Below are 15,607 nucleotides of genomic sequence, written 5' to 3'. Positions count from 1 at the left end.
GACGTCCGCCGAATTTCTACAATTGGTACACTGTCTGCTTGGAACAACATGCCCGACCTTAGTTCTTCCGCCCAATATCCACACCGTGTCAAGAGGAGAATCATGCCGCCCAGTACCCCGCCCGAGACGGGGCCAGACCTTGGCCCGCGAGGCCAATCACCAGTCCAAGGCGCCGGCACCTCGCTGAAGCGGGCTCGGCTGATCAGCCGGGGCTGGATCCAGGCGGCAGCCTTGGTGACGCTGTGTGGCTTTCTGGTTCTCGGATTCCTGGCGTACCGGACCTACCAGGCCGAACCACCGATCCCTGCCAAGGTGGTGGCCTCCGACGGACGCACCCTGTTCACCGGTGACGACGTCCAGCACGGGCAAGAGGCGTTCTTACGGAATGGCCTGATGCAGTACGGGTCCATCTTCGGCCACGGCGCCTACCTCGGACCAGACTTCACCGCCGACTACCTGCATCGCAGTGCCACGCTGGTCGAGCAGCGCTACAGCAAGGACACGGAACACGAACACCGAAGCCGGACAGTCGCCGACTTCCGCACCAATCGCTATAGTCCGGACACTGACACGCTTGAGTTCAGCGACGCTCAGGCAACTGCCTTCGCAACCCTGACCAAGCACTACGCCGACCTCCTCGGTCGCCCCGAAGGCCGACAGGGACTTCGCCCGCACGCAGTGACCAGCGCGACCGACATCCACAATCTGACTGCCTACTTCGCCTGGTCGGCATGGGCATCATCCGCCGACCGGCCCGGTCAGAAGTACTCGTACACGAACAACTGGCCCGCCGAACCTCTGGTCGACAACTCGCCCACGGCTCACACCGTGACGTGGAGTGTCCTGTCACTGGTCTTCCTGCTCGTCGGCACGGGCGTGCTGTTCGCAGCCTTCGGACGCTGGAACTTCCTGGGCTGGCATCAGCGTGAACGCGGAGAGATCCGGTTCCGGTCGCCCGACTCGGTGGCGCTCACTCCCGCGCAGCGCGCCACAGCCTGGTTCTTCCTCGTGATGGCAGCACTCTTCCTGGCCCAAGCGCTGGTCGGCGCGGCCGCCCAGCACTACCGAGCCGATCTCGGCAGCTTCTTCGGTATCCCGCTGGACCAGATACTGCCCTACAACCTGAGCCGAACCTGGCACACGCAGCTTGCCATCTTCTGGGTGGTGACCTCCTTCCTCGCCATAGGAATCTTCCTCGCACCCCTGATCTCCCGGGGCTGGGAGCCGCGGGGTCAGGCCCTGCTCACCCGACTGCTGCTCGGCGCCCTCGTCGTGGTCGTCACAGGCAGCCTGCTGGGCGAGTTGGCCGGTGAACGCGGCTGGTTCAAGAGCTGGTGGAGCGTCTTCGGCGACCAGGGCTGGGAGTACCTCAACCTCGGCCGGCTCTGGCAGGTGCTCCTCGTCGTCGGCCTCATCGTCTGGGTCGTCATCCTCTTCCGCGGATTGCGGCGCCGTCTGCGCACCGAGAGCGCCGCGAACATGCCGTGGCTGTTCTTCCTGGCAGCGCTGGCGCTACCCGCCTTCTACGCGGTCGGCCTTCTGGCCACGCCCAGTACCGAATTCACGGCAGCCGACTTCTGGCGATTCATCGTCGTGCACCTGTGGGTCGAGGACTTCCTGGAGCTGTTCACCACGGTCACGGTCGCCTATCTCTTCGTTCTCCTCGGCGTCGTGCGTGAACGAGTGGCTCTGACGGTGATCTTCCTGGACATCGTCCTCTACAGCGCAGGCGGCGTCATCGGCACCATGCACCATCTCTACTTCTCCGGAGAACCCGCTGAACACCTGGCGCTGGGGGCACTGTTCTCCGCTCTTGAAGTGGTGCCCCTGCTCTTCCTGACCATCGAAGCTTGGAGCTTCCTGCAACTGGGCTCGCGCCGGCACGGAGCCTCCAACGCGCCCTTCCCGCACCGCTGGGCCGTGATGTTCCTGGTTGCCGTCGGCTTCTGGAACTTCCTGGGAGCCGGGGTCTTCGGCTTCCTGATCAACCTGCCCATCGTCTCCTACTACGAGATGGGGACCGGTCTCACCGCCAACCACGCACACGCTTCCATGATGGGCGTGTACGGCATGCTCGCAGTGGGCTTCGCCTTCTTCGCCTTGCGCTACCTGGTCCCCGAGAACCGCTGGTCGGACCGTTGGCCCCGCATCGCCTTCTGGTCGCTCAACCTCGGACTCGCCTGGATGAGTTTCGCCACTCTCCTCCCGGGCGGCGCCCTGCAGCTCTACAAGGTCGTCAACGACGGTTACGCCGACGCCCGCAGCCTTGGCTACATCCAGCACGGGGTCAACGGGCTCTTGGAATGGCTGCGGCTGCCCGGCGACGTGGTGTTCATCGTCGGCGGCATCCTGCCGGTGCTGTGGATGACCTGGCTCGGCGTCCGGTATCGCAACTCCCACGGCACCACCTCGAACCCTGAGACGTTTGCCGAGAGCGACCTGCTGTTCACCGAGGTCGTCCTGGACGGCGGAGCAGAAGGCGACGTGCCGAGCGAGGCGGCGACTCGATGACTGGCGAAGCGGCGTTCATCCTCGCTTACTTGGTGGTTCTGTTCGGCGTCTCAGCTCTGTTGTTCCTTTACGGCCGCCAGCCCACCAGCGCCTGGAGGTCCCGGCTGTTCACAGGACACCTTCGCACGCTGCCAGAACCCCCCGCGCCAACGAACGAGGCGGACTGGCCGCACTCCGAGGCTCACCGATTCCACCATTCCGTCTCTGCCTTCGTCAGTCTGGTCGCCATCGTCCTCGGCTTGGTGGAGGTGGTGCGCAACCATCGTCCTCTCGAGGCCGCCGCCCTGGCGGGAGCGATCCTGTCGCACGTGGCGCTGGCAGCAACGCTTCTACGAGGGATCTTCTCCCGAGTTGAGCCCAGTACCGGAGAGGACGCCCCCTTCTGACGGTGCCGGCCTGCTGGCAGTGAGCCTGAACGTCGGGCATGGAATCACGACGGGTGGGGTGCGGCAGAGTACGGAAGCCGCACCCCAGTCCTCCTGCGCAACCACGTCACGTGGTCCTCCGGTCTCGCCAGCCGGCCGCCCTGGATACGAGCAGACGTCATGGCTCCAGCAATCGGACAGTCCGACGTGAGCCTCCCCGGCACCCGCCGACCGTTGGCGAGGAATGGGGAGGACATCCCCCATGACCACGAGCACCGTTCCCGAGACCTACGGCAACGCCGTGATCGTCCACGTCATGCTTGACGGCGCGGCTTCCGAGCAATGCTCAAGACCTAATAGCAGTGCACGGTGACGGGTGACCCCTACTCAAGACTCGGAGCCGGACTCCTCTCCACAGGCAGAGGGCCCCGCCGCCGTGCCCTTGCGGAGGGCGCGTGTCGATCGCCTCTGTGGGGGCACTGATGATCGTGACCCGAGCCGCCCGTACGACCACCCGCTCCTCAACACGCGAGCCGCAGAGCTCTCTCCGAAGACCGGGGCCGTGCGGTCAGCTGGGGCCACGAACAGCTCATCGGATGTCGGGCCGCCGAGCCCTCCTATTAGGTCGCTGCGTGTCCCCGCACAGGCTCACACGCTGGGCAAACACCGGGAGAGAGGACACAGGATTGACGATCACCTGCGGGATCGACTGGGCGGAGAATCTCAATGACCGTGTCAAGCCGCCTGCGTGACCGGTGGGACGGAGGTGAACAGCCTCTTGTCGCGCAGCATGGCCCACAGCACGTCGACCCGGCGGCGGGCGAGAGCGAGCAGGGCCTGGGTGTGGATCAGTCCCTCGGCGCGCTTCTTGAGGTAGTAGTCACGCGATGGGCCCGGCCGCATCATCGCGGACTGCGCGGACATGTAGAACAGCCAGCGCAGACGCCGGTTGTAGCGTTTGGGCCGGTGGTAGTTTCCTGTTCTGCGGCCGGAGTCGCGCGGGACCGGGGCCAGGCCGGGGGACGCGAGGCGGCCGGCGTCGCGGTAGCCGGACAGGTCGCCGACGATGGCGACGAACTCAGCGCCCAGGATCGGGCCCATGCCGGGCATCGACTCGATGATCTCGGCGCGGTCGTCGGCGCGGAAGGTCTCGCGGATCTCCCGGTCGTTGTCCTTGATCCGCTCGTCCAGGGCCAGGAGCTGGTGGGCGAGGTCGCAGACCAGCTTGGCGGCCCGCTCCTCACCTGGCAGGGCGGTGGTCTGGGACTGGGCGGCGTCGACGGCCTTGGCGGCGATGTCGCCGGCGCCGCGCACCTTGCGTCGTTCCAGCCAGGTGGTCAGCCGCTTGACACCGATCCGCCGCAGGGCGGCCGGAGTCTGGTACTCAGTCAGCATGAGCACCGGGCCCTTGGCAGCGGAGTAGTCGAAGGCCCGCTCCAGTGCGGGGCAGATGCCGACCAGCAGATCACGCAGCCGGTTGATGAGCCGGACCCGGTCGGCGATCAGGTCGCGTCGGTAGCCGGTCAGCAGCTGCAACGTGGAGACCAGCTCCGGCGGCGTCTCGATCGGGGTGAAATCCCGGCGCATGCGGGCCTGGTCGGCGATGACCAGGGCGTCCTTGGCATCGGTCTTTCCCTCGCCGCGGTAGGCGCCGGTCATGCGGTTGACCGTGCGGCCGGGCACGTAGACGACCTGCTGGTCATGAGCGATGAGCAAAGCCAGCAACAGGGCGGAAGCCCGGCCGGAGATGTCCACCGCCCACCGCACCTCGTCGGCCTTCTCCCTGGCCGTGTCGATCAGAGTCAGGATCTGGGCCTCGTCGTTGAGGACCTTCGTCGAGAACAGCGTCTCGCCGTCGGCGCCCACCGCCACCGCCCAGTGGTGGCCCTTGCCGGCGTCGATGCCGACCCATATCCGCTCGTGCCGGGTGGTCAACTGCGTCGCTCCGTTCCTCCGTGACCAGCACTTCCATGGCCCGAAGAACACTCCGCCGACAGGTCCTTAACCAGCGATGCCCGCAGTTCTCAATCAGCAGTCGGAGCGTCCCGGAGGACCGGGTGGCCATTCTCCTCGAGCCATCAACGGCAAACCATCATCAGCCACACCCGGTCCTCCCGGACCGCCTCACATTCTTAAGGAACCATCATGACGTGGCTCTGGTGGACGGGGCCGGCCAGCTCGTCGCCAAGAGGCACATCGACGACGACGCGGAGGGCTACCGCCAGCTGCTGAACATGCTGGCCGAGGCTGGAGACAGTCCGAAGGACCCCATCCCGGTCGCGGTCGAGACGGCACGGGGCCTTCTGTTCGCCTGCCTGCGCGCCACCGGCCGGAAGGTGTACTCGATCAACCCGATGGCGGTCGCCCGCTATCGAGAGCGCCATCGCGTCGCCCGCGCCAAGTCCGACCATGCCGACGCGATGGCGCTGGCCAACATCCTGCGCACGGACGCGGACGTCCACCGCCCGCTGCCCGCCGACTCCGAGCTCGCCCAGGCCATCTCGGTGCTCGCCCGCGCCCAGCAGGACGCGGTCTGGAACCGCGCCCAGCTAAACAACCAGCTCCGCTCGCACCTCAAGCAGTACTTCCCGGCCGCCCTGGCGGCCTTCCAAGTCCGGGGCATCGGACTGGACTCCCGGGAAGCGCGGACCGTGCTCGCTGCGGCTCCGGACCCCACGGCGGCCGCGCGACTGACGCGCGCCCAGTTGCGGTCGCTGCTGCGCAAGTCGGGACGGCAGCGCAACATCGACACCTGGACCGAACGTCTGCGGACCATCTTCTTCACCGGCGACTACCTCCACCAGCTCCCCCTGGTCGAACAGGCGATGGGACACCAGACCGCCGCTCTGGTAGGGCAGTTGGATGCCGCCTGCCGAGCGGCGGACGACCTTGCCGGTGCGGCAGCTGAGGCGTTCGACCAGCACCCGGACGCCGAGATCCTCAGCAGTTTCCCGGGCATCGGCCCGCTCACCGGCGCCCGCGTGCTGGGCGAGATCGGTGATGACCGCTCCCGCTTCCGCGATGCCCGCGCCCTCAAGGCATACGCCCGAGCCGCACCGATCACCGTCGCCAGCGGCAAGAGCCACGCCGTGCACCACCGCCGCGTGAAGAACCAGCGGCTGGCCCGCCGCCGGCTACGTGTGGATCTTCGGAGCCCTGCCTTCACCACAGGTGAAGGAGCACTACGACCGGCGCAGAGCCCGAGGAGACCGGCACACCGCCGCCATGCGGCACGTGTTCAACCGACTCCTGGGCTGCCTGCACCACTGCCTGGCCACCGGCCAGAAATTCGATCCCACCAAGGCATTCCCAGCTCTCGCGCCAGCCACTACTTGACTTCTTACCAAGCTCGGATGTCTGTGGATCAGCCTCGGGTTGGCGCGTGAAGGGCGTACCTTCCCGAATGATCCTGTGATGGTCATCGAGTAGGCCGACGTTGGCGCGTCGGTCGGGAAGGCACGCCCGTGTTCACGGTAGTCAACGAAGACGGATCAACACCACACGGCTCCCTGATTGACGACATCGTCCGCGAGGGCGCACGGCGGATGCTGGCCGCCGCGTTGGAGGCGGAAGTCAACGCGTACATAGCCGAGTTGGCCGATCATCGGGACGAGTCCGGGCGGCGTCTGGTCGTGCGCAACGGCTTCCACCAGCCGCGGAAGGTCACGACCGCGGCCGGGGCGATCGAGGTGAAGGCCCCACGGGTCAACGACAAGCGCGTCGACGAGTCCACCGGTGAGCGCAGGCGGTTCTCCTCGGCGATCCTGCCGCCCTGGGCCCGCAAGTCCCCGAAGATCAGCGAGGTGCTGCCCCTGCTTTACCTGCACGGCCTGTCGTCGGGGGACTTCGTGCCCGCTCTGGAGCAGTTCCTCGGCTCCTCCGCCGGCCTCTCGCCCACCACGGTCACCCGGCTGACGACGCAGTGGCAGTCCGATCACGAGGCATTCGGCGAGCGCGACCTGACGGCCACGGACTACGTCTACGTGTGGGCCGACGGCATCCACCGGCGAATCCGCCTGTCGGAGGCGAAGTCCTGCGTGCTGGTCGTCATGGGCGTGCGCTCGGACGGCACCAAGGAGCTGATCGCGATGGCCGACGGCTACCGGGAGTCCGCCGAGTCCTGGGCCGACCTGCTGCGTGACTGCGCACGGCGCGGGATGCGCGCTCCGGCCCTCGCGGTCGGCGACGGGGCACTGGGCTTCTGGAAGGCCCTGGCCGAGGTGTTGCCCGAGGCCTGCCATCAGCGGTGCTGGGTTCACAAAACGGCCAATGTGCTCAACGCGATCCCGAAGTCGGCCCGTGTGCCGACGATGGTGGTCGACGCCATCCGCGTGTCCTGCGGCTACTGGCCGAGCCGGCTCGCAGGACAGCGCACACCTCAACGACCACTCGTCCCGGTGCCGATCTGCCGCCTTGCCCCGGGGGCACCGCAGCCGCCAGACGCCGCCATCGTCGAACAGTTCGCTGGTCTGGAGGCAGTGGTAGAGCTGTCGCAGCCGGGATCGACGCCGATGCGGGCGCATTCGTGTCAGCGTTCGAGGACCAGGGCGAGGCCTTGTCCCGCGCCGATGCAGAGGGTCGCGATGCCGGTGCCGGAGCCGCGGCGGGCGAGTTGGTGGGCGACGGTTCCGGCGAGGCGGGCGCCGGACGCGCCGAGGGGGTGCCCGAGGGCGATGGCGCCGCCCTGCGGGTTGAGGATCGCCGGGTCGAACTCGGGCCATTCGGCCACACACCCGAGGACCTGCGCGGCGAAAGCCTCGTTCAGCTCCAGGACGGACAGGTCGTCAAAGCCTTTGCCCGCCTTGGCGAGGGCCCGGTTGACGGCCTCTACAGGGGCGAGACCGAAGTACTGCGGGTCGATCGCGGAGACACCGGTGGCCGAGACACGGGCCAGCGGCTCGCGGCCGGTGGCTTTGAGGCCTTGCTCGTCGGTCAGGAGGAGCGCGGCGGCGCCGTCGTTGAGGGGTGAGGCGTTGCCCGCGGTCACGGTGCCTTCCCCAGCCTCCGGCCGGGGGGACCCCCGTCTCGCTTCGCTCGCGGTGCGGAAGGAGGGCTTGAGTCTGGCCATCGCGGCCAGAGAGGCGTCCGGGCGGACGGACTCGTCGGCGGCGAAGAGCACCGGATCGCCCTTGCGCTGGGGGATCGACACGGGGGCGAGCTCGGGCTCGAACAGGCCCTCGGCCTGAGCCTTCGCGGCCTTTTGGTGGCTGCTCAGCGCGTACTCGTCCTGCTGCTCGCGGCTGATCTTGTGCTTGTCGGCGATGAGTTCGGCCGACTCGCCGAGCGGGATGGTCCACTGCGGGTCCATCTTCGGGTTGACCATGCGCCAGCCCAGCGTGGTCGAGTACAGCTCGGCGTGTCCGGCCGGGAAGGGTCGGTCCGACTTGGGCAGCACGTATGGCGCGCGGGTCATCGACTCCACGCCACCGGCGACGGCGATGGAGGCGTCTCCGACCGCGATGGCACGGGCGGCTTGAATAACGGCCTCCAGACCGGAGGCGCACAGCCGGTTGACCGTCACGCCTGGCACCGACGTGGGCAGGCCCGCGAGCAGTGCCGCCATGCGGCCGACGTTGCGGTTCTCCTCGCCGGCGCCGTTGGCGTTGCCGAAGTACACGTCCGCGATGCGCGCGGGATCCAACTGGGGGCTTCGGGTGAGGAGTTCGCGGATGGCGTGTGCGGCCAGGTCGTCAGGGCGTACCGAGGCCAGACCGCCGTTGTGACGCCGGATCGGCGTGCGCACGGCGTCGACGATATATACGTTCCTCACTTCAGGCCCTCCGCGACGGTCAGCTTGGCGTCGGTCTTGGCGATGATCTCCTCGACGCCGACGCCTGGTGCGCACTCGACCAGCACCAGGCCCTCGTCGGTGATGTCGAGGACGCCGAGGTCGGTGATGATCCGGTTCACGCAACGCTTCCCGGTCAGCGGCAGCACGCACTCAGTGAGGATTTTCGGTGAGCCGTCCTTGGCGGTGTGCGCCATCACGACGATGACCCTACGGGCGCCGTGCACCAAGTCCATCGCACCGCCGATTCCCGTGATCATCTTCCCGGGGACCGCCCAGTTCGCCAGGTCCCCGTGCGCGGAGACCTGCATCGCACCCAGCACCGCCACGTCGATGTGGCCGCCGCGGATCATCGAGAAGGACAGCGCCGAGTCGAAGAAGGAGGCGCCGGGCAGCACCGTCACGGTCTCCTTGCCCGCGTTGATCAGATCCGGGTCGACCTGCTCCTCGGTGGGGTATGGGCCGGTGCCCAGGATCCCGTTCTCCGACTCCAGGACCACTTCCACGCCCTCGGACAGATGGTTGGGGATCAGCGTCGGCAGCCCGATGCCGAGATTGACGTACTGGCCGTTCTCCAGCTCCCGCGCGGCCCGGGCGGCCATCTCCTCGCGACTCCAGGCCATCAGCCGTTCACCGACCCTCGTGCCGCAGGCACGGACACCGTGCGCTGCTCGATCTTCTTGCCTGCTGCCTGTTCCGGCGTGAGGGCCACCACCCGCTGTACGAAGATTCCCGGCAGGTGCACCGCGTTCGGATCGATCGCGCCGGGCTCGACCAGCTCCTCCACCTCGGCGATCGTCACCTTTCCCGCCATCGCCGCGAGGGGGTTGAAGTTCCGGGTGGACCTGTTGAAGACGAGGTTGCCGTGCCGGTCGCCCTTCGCGGCCCTGACCAGCGCGAAGTCGGTGCGGATGCCGCGCTCCAGCACGTACTCGGTGCCGTCGAACTCGCGCACCTCCTTCGGCGGCGACGCCAGCGCCACCCCGCCGGAGCCGTCGTAGCGCCAGGGCAGGCCGCCGTCCGCGACCTGGGTGCCGACCCCGGCCGGGGTGTAGAAGGCGGGGATCCCCGCACCACCCGCACGCAACCGCTCCGCGAGCGTGCCCTGCGGGATCATCTCCACCTCCAGCTCACCCGCCAGATACTGCCGCGCGAACTCCTTGTTCGCCCCGATGTAGGAGCCCGTCACCCGCCCGATCCGGCCCGCCGCCAACAACACGGCCAGCCCGGACTCCATCGCCCCGCAGTTGTTCGAGACGACCGACAGCCCCGACACCCCCCGCTCGAACAACGCCTGGATCAGCACGTTCGGCACACCACTCAACCCGAACCCGCCCACCGCCAACGACGCACCCTCCGGCACATCGGCCACCGCCTCCAAGGCCGTGGTGACCACTTTATCCATCTTTATTTACTCTGCCTCTCGCCAATGCGGACCCACCGGACGCTGTTTCCGTAAAGCAATGTCAAGAATTCGGCCGGGTTCTTTAATATTTTGCGGGCGTTGCGGGCGTTGCGGGAGCGGCTCGGCCGCAGACACGCCTGTCTCGTCGTGTCTCACCTGACAGGCACCTGCGCCCACACTCCAACGCCCTGGCATCCGTCGGCATCCCACAGATGAGTGATATCGCACGGGATCTCTATGCCGACCTGTCGGTGTGCGTCGTGCGAACAAGGTATTCCTACGCCGATCCTCGTTATCACTCACGGATTCCGTTGACGCGCATCATTCGAGTGCCGAGGCTTTCTTCCATAAACAGCGGAGTGGCAGGACCGAGGAAATTCTAATGAAGACATTCGTGCATCGGGGACAGATCACCAAGGTGGTCTTCGGCAGCGGTACACGCAGTCGTATCCCCGAAGAGGCCGATGCTCTCGGATGCCGTCGGGTGCTCATCCTGTGCACACCTGGTCAAGTGGACCAGGCAGCGGAGATGCGCGACCTGCTGGGTGCGGCAGCCGCGGGAACGTTCACCGAAGCGGCCCCGCACACTCCTGTCGAGGTCACGGAGAAGGCGGTCGCGTACGCCAGATCCGTGGGAGCGGACTCCGTGCTCGCCATCGGCGGTGGATCGACCATCGGCCTCGGCAAGGCGATCGCCGTGCGGACCGGTCTTCCGCAGCTGGCGCTGCCCACCACCTATGCCGGCTCGGAGATGACGCCGATCCTCGGAGAGACCGAAGGCCGCAGGAAGACGACCCGGCGGCTGCCGGAAGCGCTGCTCAAGACGGTGGTGTACGACGTCGACCTGACGCTCACGTTTCCGGCGGCGATATCGGTGGTCAGCGGCATCAACGCGATGGCGCACGCCGTGGAGGCCCTCTACGCACAGGACCGGGACCCGGTCGCCTTCCTGATGGCTGGTGAAGCGCTCGATTCCCTCACCCGATCCCTTCCGGTCATCGCGCGACGTCCGGACGACGGCGAGGCGCGGGCGGATGCGTTGTACGGGGCGTGGCTGGCGGGCACGTGCCTCGGCACGGTGGGCATGGCCCTGCACCACAAGGTGTGCCACGTGCTGGGCGGCACATTCGGCCTTCCGCACGCCGAAACCCACACTGTCGTCCTGCCGCACGTGGTCGCCTACAACGGGCCGGCCGCCCCCGAAGCCATGGCACGCATCACGCAGGCGCTGCCGGGGGACGACGCCGCGAGCGGTCTCTTCGACTTCGCCGGCAGGCTCGGCGCCCCCAGGGCACTGCGGGACCTCGGCATGCCCGAGTCGGGGATCGAGCAGGCGGCCGAACTCATCGTGCGGGACGGCTACTGGAATCCGCGTCCAGTGGATCGGACAGCTGTCCACGCCCTCCTGACCCGCGCCTGGGCCGGGGAGACGCCGTGAACGTCAGCGGGCAACGACACCCAGACCGACTCCGTCATCGAACACTCAATGACCAAGGGAGCGCGCCATGCGTGATCTGACCAGCGACACCATCACCCAGGCCGTGATCTCGACCATGCGGGACACCAAGGATGCCCGTGTCGCGGAGATCCTGGAATCACTGGTGCGGCACCTCCACGCCTTCGTCCGTGATGTCGAACTGACGGAGGAGGAGTGGGACCAGGGAGTGGACTTCCTGACGCGCACCGGGCAGACGTGCACGCCGACGCGCCAGGAGTTCATCCTGCTGTCCGACGTGTTGGGCGTCACCATGCTGGTCGATGCGCTGAGCAATCGACGCCCCGCCAATGCCACACAGAACAGCGTCCTGGGCCCCTTCTTCAGGCAGGACAGGCCGCAGCACGCCGACGCCGCCGACATCTCCGCAGGCCTGCCCGGCACCCCGCTGTTCTTCGAGGGACGGGTCGTGAACCGTGAGGGAGCGCCGGTGACCGGCGCCGGGGTGGATGTCTGGCACAGTGACTCGGAGGGCCATTACGACGTGGATGTGCCCGGCCAAGTCGACCCGGCCATGCGCGCGCTGTTCCGGACCGACGAGACGGGACACTTCAGCTTCCGTTCCATTCGCCCGTCCAGCTACCCGATACCCGGTGACGGCCCGGTCGGCGAACTCTTGAACGCGACCAGCAGGTCGCCCATGCGTCCCGCCCATGTGCACCTGCTGATCGACGCTCCGGGATTCCAGCGCGTGACCAGCATGCTGTTCCCTTCGGACGACCCGTACCTGGACACTGATCCGGTGTTCGGGGTCAAGGAGTCGCTGGTCGAGTCCTATGACACGTACGCGGCCGACGCCGGGCCCTGCAGCGGGCTGACCGACGTGCCCTACACCCTGCTGCGCCACACCTTCGTCCTCGAACCCGTCCCCACGGACTGAGAATGAAGGAGCTCGGAGTGCCGCCGTCCGCGGACTTGAGACGCCTGGTCGACCGACTGCGTCGATGAGCCGACAGACCGTGGCAGCCCCCGGTACCGGGCCGGCCCGCAACTCCGCCCCGAACTGGGCGAGGCGCGATCCGTCCACCACGCGCGCGATGACCTCGCGCACGTCATGGGGCAGCCGCCCGCCTTCTTGCCCTACTCGAACGACATGCCCGCCAACCCACCCAGCGGGACGGTGAGTTCACCCGGTGTCCTGCGCAACAGGCCGACGCTCTTCCCGACTTTCACGGAGGTCCTCCGATGACTGAAACCCTTCACACGACAGTCGATTTCCGAGCCACGATGAGCCGGCTCGCCACGGGTGTCAGCGTGATCACCACGTGCTCCGGAAGCACGCCTATCGGCATGACGGCGAGTGCCGTGTCCGCTCTCTCCCTGGACCCGCTCCAACTGCTCGTGTGTATCAGCAACCACCTGTACACACGGACCGCGATCGCGGAACACGGCCGATTCGCCGTGAACGTCCTCGGCGAGGACAGCGAGCACCTGGCACGGAACTTCGCCGCCTCGAAGGCGGACAAGTTCGCGGGCGTCGAGACCTTCGACGACCACGGCGTGCCGGTGTTGAAGGACGCCATCGCGGCTGTCGTGTGTGACGTCGCCGAGGCGCTCCCCGGTGGCGATCACACCATCTTCGTGGGTGAGGTCCGCTATTGCGCACACCAGGTGGATTGCCGACCGCTGGTCCACTTCGCGGGCGGCTTCGGCGCGCTCAGGGCTTCGCACTAGGCCTGGTGGCAGCGGTCCGAAGGAGGCCGCTGCCAGGCCCGTGACCGGCCCGCCACCGCCCCCGATGCCCGGCTCCTGCAAGGCGAGCCATGGGCGTCGGGGGCTCCGCTCGTCCCGACGACTCGACGGAAAGTGCCATGACCAGCTCCGTTGCGACATTCAAGCTGCATCCTCCGGCTCAGCCCCCGCATCTCCTGACACGCCCGCGTCTGCTGCGCCGGCTTGACACGGCGACCGAGCCCGTGGTGGTGGTCTCCGCGCCGGCCGGCGCCGGGAAGACGGTGCTCCTGACCGAGTGGTCGCGAGGCCTGGCGGCTCGCGGAGAGTGCGCCTGGCTCAGCCTGGACGCGTACGACAACGCCCCGGGCCGCCTCTGGACCTGCATCCTGCGAGCGGTGCACCACGCACGACCGAACCTGCCCGCCCGCCTCGACAGCGATGGGTGGACGGTCGACGCATGGCTCGAGGAGATCCTGCCGAGTCTTGTGACCGGACTGGGCGGAGAGGAACCGCTCACGCTGATCCTCGATGGACTGGAATCCATCACGGACGCCGACGCAGTGCGCAGCCTGGCGGACTTCCTGACAAGGCTTCCCCACGGCTTCCGCGTCATTCTGTCGACCCGGCACATTCCCGGAAGACCCCTTCCGACCCTGCGCGCCCGAGGTCTGACCGCCGAACTCGACCAGCACGACCTGGCCTTCACCCCCGAGGAAGCACAGGCAGTGCTCACCGATCTGCTCGGGTCTGCTCCGAGCGCGGACACTTCGAGCGCGTTGTACGAGGCCACCGAGGGATGGGCGGCGGGGCTGTGCATCATGGGGCGCGCCCTCGCCCGCTCGGCGAACGAGGCTGACCGGGAAGCGAACTTGGCCCGCGGCAGGCAAGGGGTCACCGAGTATCTGGCCACCGAGGTGCTCTATCGGCTCACCACCGAACAGCGCGAGTTCCTGCTGCGTACCAGTGTGCTCGACGAGCTGAGTACCGGGCCCTGCCAGGCCCTGGCCGGGGAGCGGGCGGGCGTACTGCTGCGCGAGCTCGCACGGACCGTGCAACTGCTCGTGCCCGTCGCCGCCGATCCGTCGGCGTACCGGCATCATCGAGCGCTGTCTTCGCTGCTGTCCGACGTCCTTGAGTCCGAACGGTCGGACACCGTCGTGTCCCTGCACCGGTCGGCGGCTCAGTGGTACTCCCGGCAGGGGGAGACGACTGTGGCCGTACGGCACTGGACGCTGGGCGGCGATGAGTCCGCGGCCGTTGCGTCGGTCCTCGACGGCTGGGAGAAGGCGATCTCAGCGGGCCGTAGTGCGGAGGTCTCGCATTGGCTGGACCTCTTGCCGCCCTGCACGGTCGCCGTCGACGCGAGATTGTGCGTCGTGGCGGCGATGGCGGCTCTCTCAGGGGGCGCCCCGGAAACGGCCCGGCGCTGGCTGGATGTGGCCCAGCTCAGGCAGACGGGACCGGAGACGGTCGGCGAAGGCAGCACGGTGTCCGACGCGGCAGCCGTCGCCCAGGCCATTGCCTGCTTTCTGAAGGGGGAGGTCCTGACCGCCGGCCGTCTGGGCGAATCCGCCGTTGCCGGCACCCTGCCGTTGACGTCCTGGCGCGCCCTGGCCTGCACGGCCCGCGGTGCGGCTCTGCTGTGGGCGGGCCGGTACGAGGAGGCGGAGGCGCTGCTCGGCGAGGCGACCCGTGATGCGCATGCTGCCGGGCACGGCCTGGTTCTCGTGCGCGCGCTGGGTTCGCGGGCGGTGTGCGCGCTGCTGGCCGGACGGCACGAGCTGGCGCGAATTCTGAGTGACGAGGCCCTCAAGACGGTTGCGACGGCCGGCCTGGGCGGGCACTTCGTCTCTGTGCCTGCCTACATCGGTCGGGCCGGCCTACTCCTCGAAGAGGGACAGATCGAGGAGGCCGAACGGGTCCTGGCCGACGCGGAAGCGACGCTGGCGGCCTCGCCCCGGACGGAAAGCGAACCCCACGTACGCGCCTTGTACCACTTCACGCGGTCGCGACTTGAGAGCGCGCGGCACAACACGGACGCGGCGCGAAAGGCCCGCGAAGCAGCCGAGCGAGCGGCGGCCCGGTGCGAGTCGCCCGGCGTACTGACGGACCTGCTCGGCCGAGTTGGCGGGGACACAGTGGTGACACCTGCCGCCCCCCGCCCCCAGGACCTGTCGCGGGGGGAGCGCCGAGTGCTCCGTGCCCTGTGCGGTGCGCTGACACTGCGTGAGATCGCCTCCGAGCTCTATGTGTCCCACAACACCGTCAAGACACAGGTACGCGCGATCTTCCGCAAACTCGACGCACACGACAGGAGCGAAGCGGTCGCCAGGGCCCGGGAGTGCGGCGTGCTCTGATCCGGGCCTTGG

The 15,607-nt window shown here is 67.9% G+C and carries 10 protein-coding genes and 2 pseudogenes; 8 read left to right on the top strand and 4 right to left on the bottom strand.

The genetic code is table 11. The features are described 5' to 3' along the window. Positions 1 to 102 precede the first annotated feature (102 nt). Both OG798_RS54875 and OG798_RS54870 read left to right on the top strand, forming a co-directional pair. Positions 103 to 2,511, top strand: coding sequence for a nitric-oxide reductase large subunit (locus tag OG798_RS54875; protein ID WP_443054251.1), 2,409 nt, complete (start codon positions 103 to 105; stop codon positions 2,509 to 2,511). Further along, positions 2,508 to 2,897, top strand: coding sequence for a hypothetical protein (locus OG798_RS54870; RefSeq protein WP_328760300.1), 390 nt, complete (start codon positions 2,508 to 2,510; stop codon positions 2,895 to 2,897). The genes OG798_RS54875 and OG798_RS54870 overlap by 4 nt, the downstream gene beginning before the upstream one ends. A 714-nt stretch (positions 2,898 to 3,611) precedes the next feature. On the opposite strand, the gene OG798_RS54865 is transcribed toward OG798_RS54870, so the two are convergent. Beyond that, the gene (locus OG798_RS54865; RefSeq protein WP_328760298.1) at positions 3,612 to 4,811 is read right to left on the bottom strand and encodes an IS110 family transposase; all 1,200 of its coding nucleotides are present in this window, start codon (positions 4,809 to 4,811) and stop codon (positions 3,612 to 3,614) included. A 215-nt stretch (positions 4,812 to 5,026) separates the two neighbouring features. Here OG798_RS54865 and OG798_RS54860 point away from each other — a divergent pair. After that, positions 5,027 to 6,212, top strand: a pseudogene (locus OG798_RS54860) (IS110 family transposase). A gap of 128 nt (positions 6,213 to 6,340) precedes the next feature. Continuing rightward, positions 6,341 to 7,174, top strand: a pseudogene (locus OG798_RS54855) (IS256 family transposase); the annotation flags it as partial. 230 nt (positions 7,175 to 7,404) lie between these two features. On the opposite strand, the gene OG798_RS54850 reads toward OG798_RS54855, so the two are convergent. The 3 genes from OG798_RS54850 to OG798_RS54840 are packed head-to-tail and all read right to left on the bottom strand — an operon-like array spanning position 7,405 to position 10,069. Continuing rightward, positions 7,405 to 8,646 (bottom strand): thiolase family protein, encoded by a 1,242-nt coding sequence (locus tag OG798_RS54850; RefSeq protein ID WP_328760296.1) that lies wholly within the window; start codon positions 8,644 to 8,646, stop codon positions 7,405 to 7,407. Beyond that, positions 8,643 to 9,287, bottom strand: a complete 645-nt coding sequence (locus OG798_RS54845) for a CoA transferase subunit B (RefSeq protein ID WP_328760294.1) — start codon at positions 9,285 to 9,287, stop codon at positions 8,643 to 8,645. The genes OG798_RS54850 and OG798_RS54845 overlap by 4 nt, the downstream gene beginning before the upstream one ends. Continuing rightward, entirely contained in the window at positions 9,287 to 10,069 is a 783-nt protein-coding gene (locus OG798_RS54840; RefSeq protein WP_328760292.1) for a CoA transferase subunit A, read from the bottom strand. Before OG798_RS54840 ends, OG798_RS54845 begins: the two co-directional genes overlap by 1 nt. Positions 10,070 to 10,451: 382 nt before the next feature. Here OG798_RS54840 and OG798_RS54835 point away from each other — a divergent pair, with 382 nt between their 5' ends. The 4 genes from OG798_RS54835 to OG798_RS54820 all read left to right on the top strand — a co-directional run bounded on the left by OG798_RS54835 (position 10,452) and on the right by OG798_RS54820 (position 15,595). Then, the gene (locus OG798_RS54835; protein WP_328760291.1) at positions 10,452 to 11,507 is read left to right on the top strand and encodes a maleylacetate reductase; all 1,056 of its coding nucleotides are present in this window, start codon (positions 10,452 to 10,454) and stop codon (positions 11,505 to 11,507) included. A gap of 67 nt (positions 11,508 to 11,574) precedes the next feature. Further along, complete coding sequence (locus tag OG798_RS54830; RefSeq protein ID WP_328760290.1) at positions 11,575 to 12,444, top strand: dioxygenase family protein; 870 nt, start codon at positions 11,575 to 11,577, stop codon at positions 12,442 to 12,444. A gap of 305 nt (positions 12,445 to 12,749) precedes the next feature. Beyond that, positions 12,750 to 13,238, top strand: a complete 489-nt coding sequence (locus tag OG798_RS54825; RefSeq protein WP_328760288.1) for a flavin reductase family protein — start codon at positions 12,750 to 12,752, stop codon at positions 13,236 to 13,238. A gap of 137 nt (positions 13,239 to 13,375) precedes the next feature. Next, complete coding sequence (locus OG798_RS54820) at positions 13,376 to 15,595, top strand: helix-turn-helix transcriptional regulator (RefSeq protein WP_328760287.1); 2,220 nt, start codon at positions 13,376 to 13,378, stop codon at positions 15,593 to 15,595. Positions 15,596 to 15,607: the final 12 nt, after the last annotated feature.

It is taken from the genome of Streptomyces sp. NBC_00271 (assembly GCF_036178845.1).
GTDB lineage: Bacteria > Actinomycetota > Actinomycetes > Streptomycetales > Streptomycetaceae > Streptomyces.
Note: the sequence above shows the minus strand (reverse complement) of the source record. Positions and strands in the feature narration are given on the sequence as shown.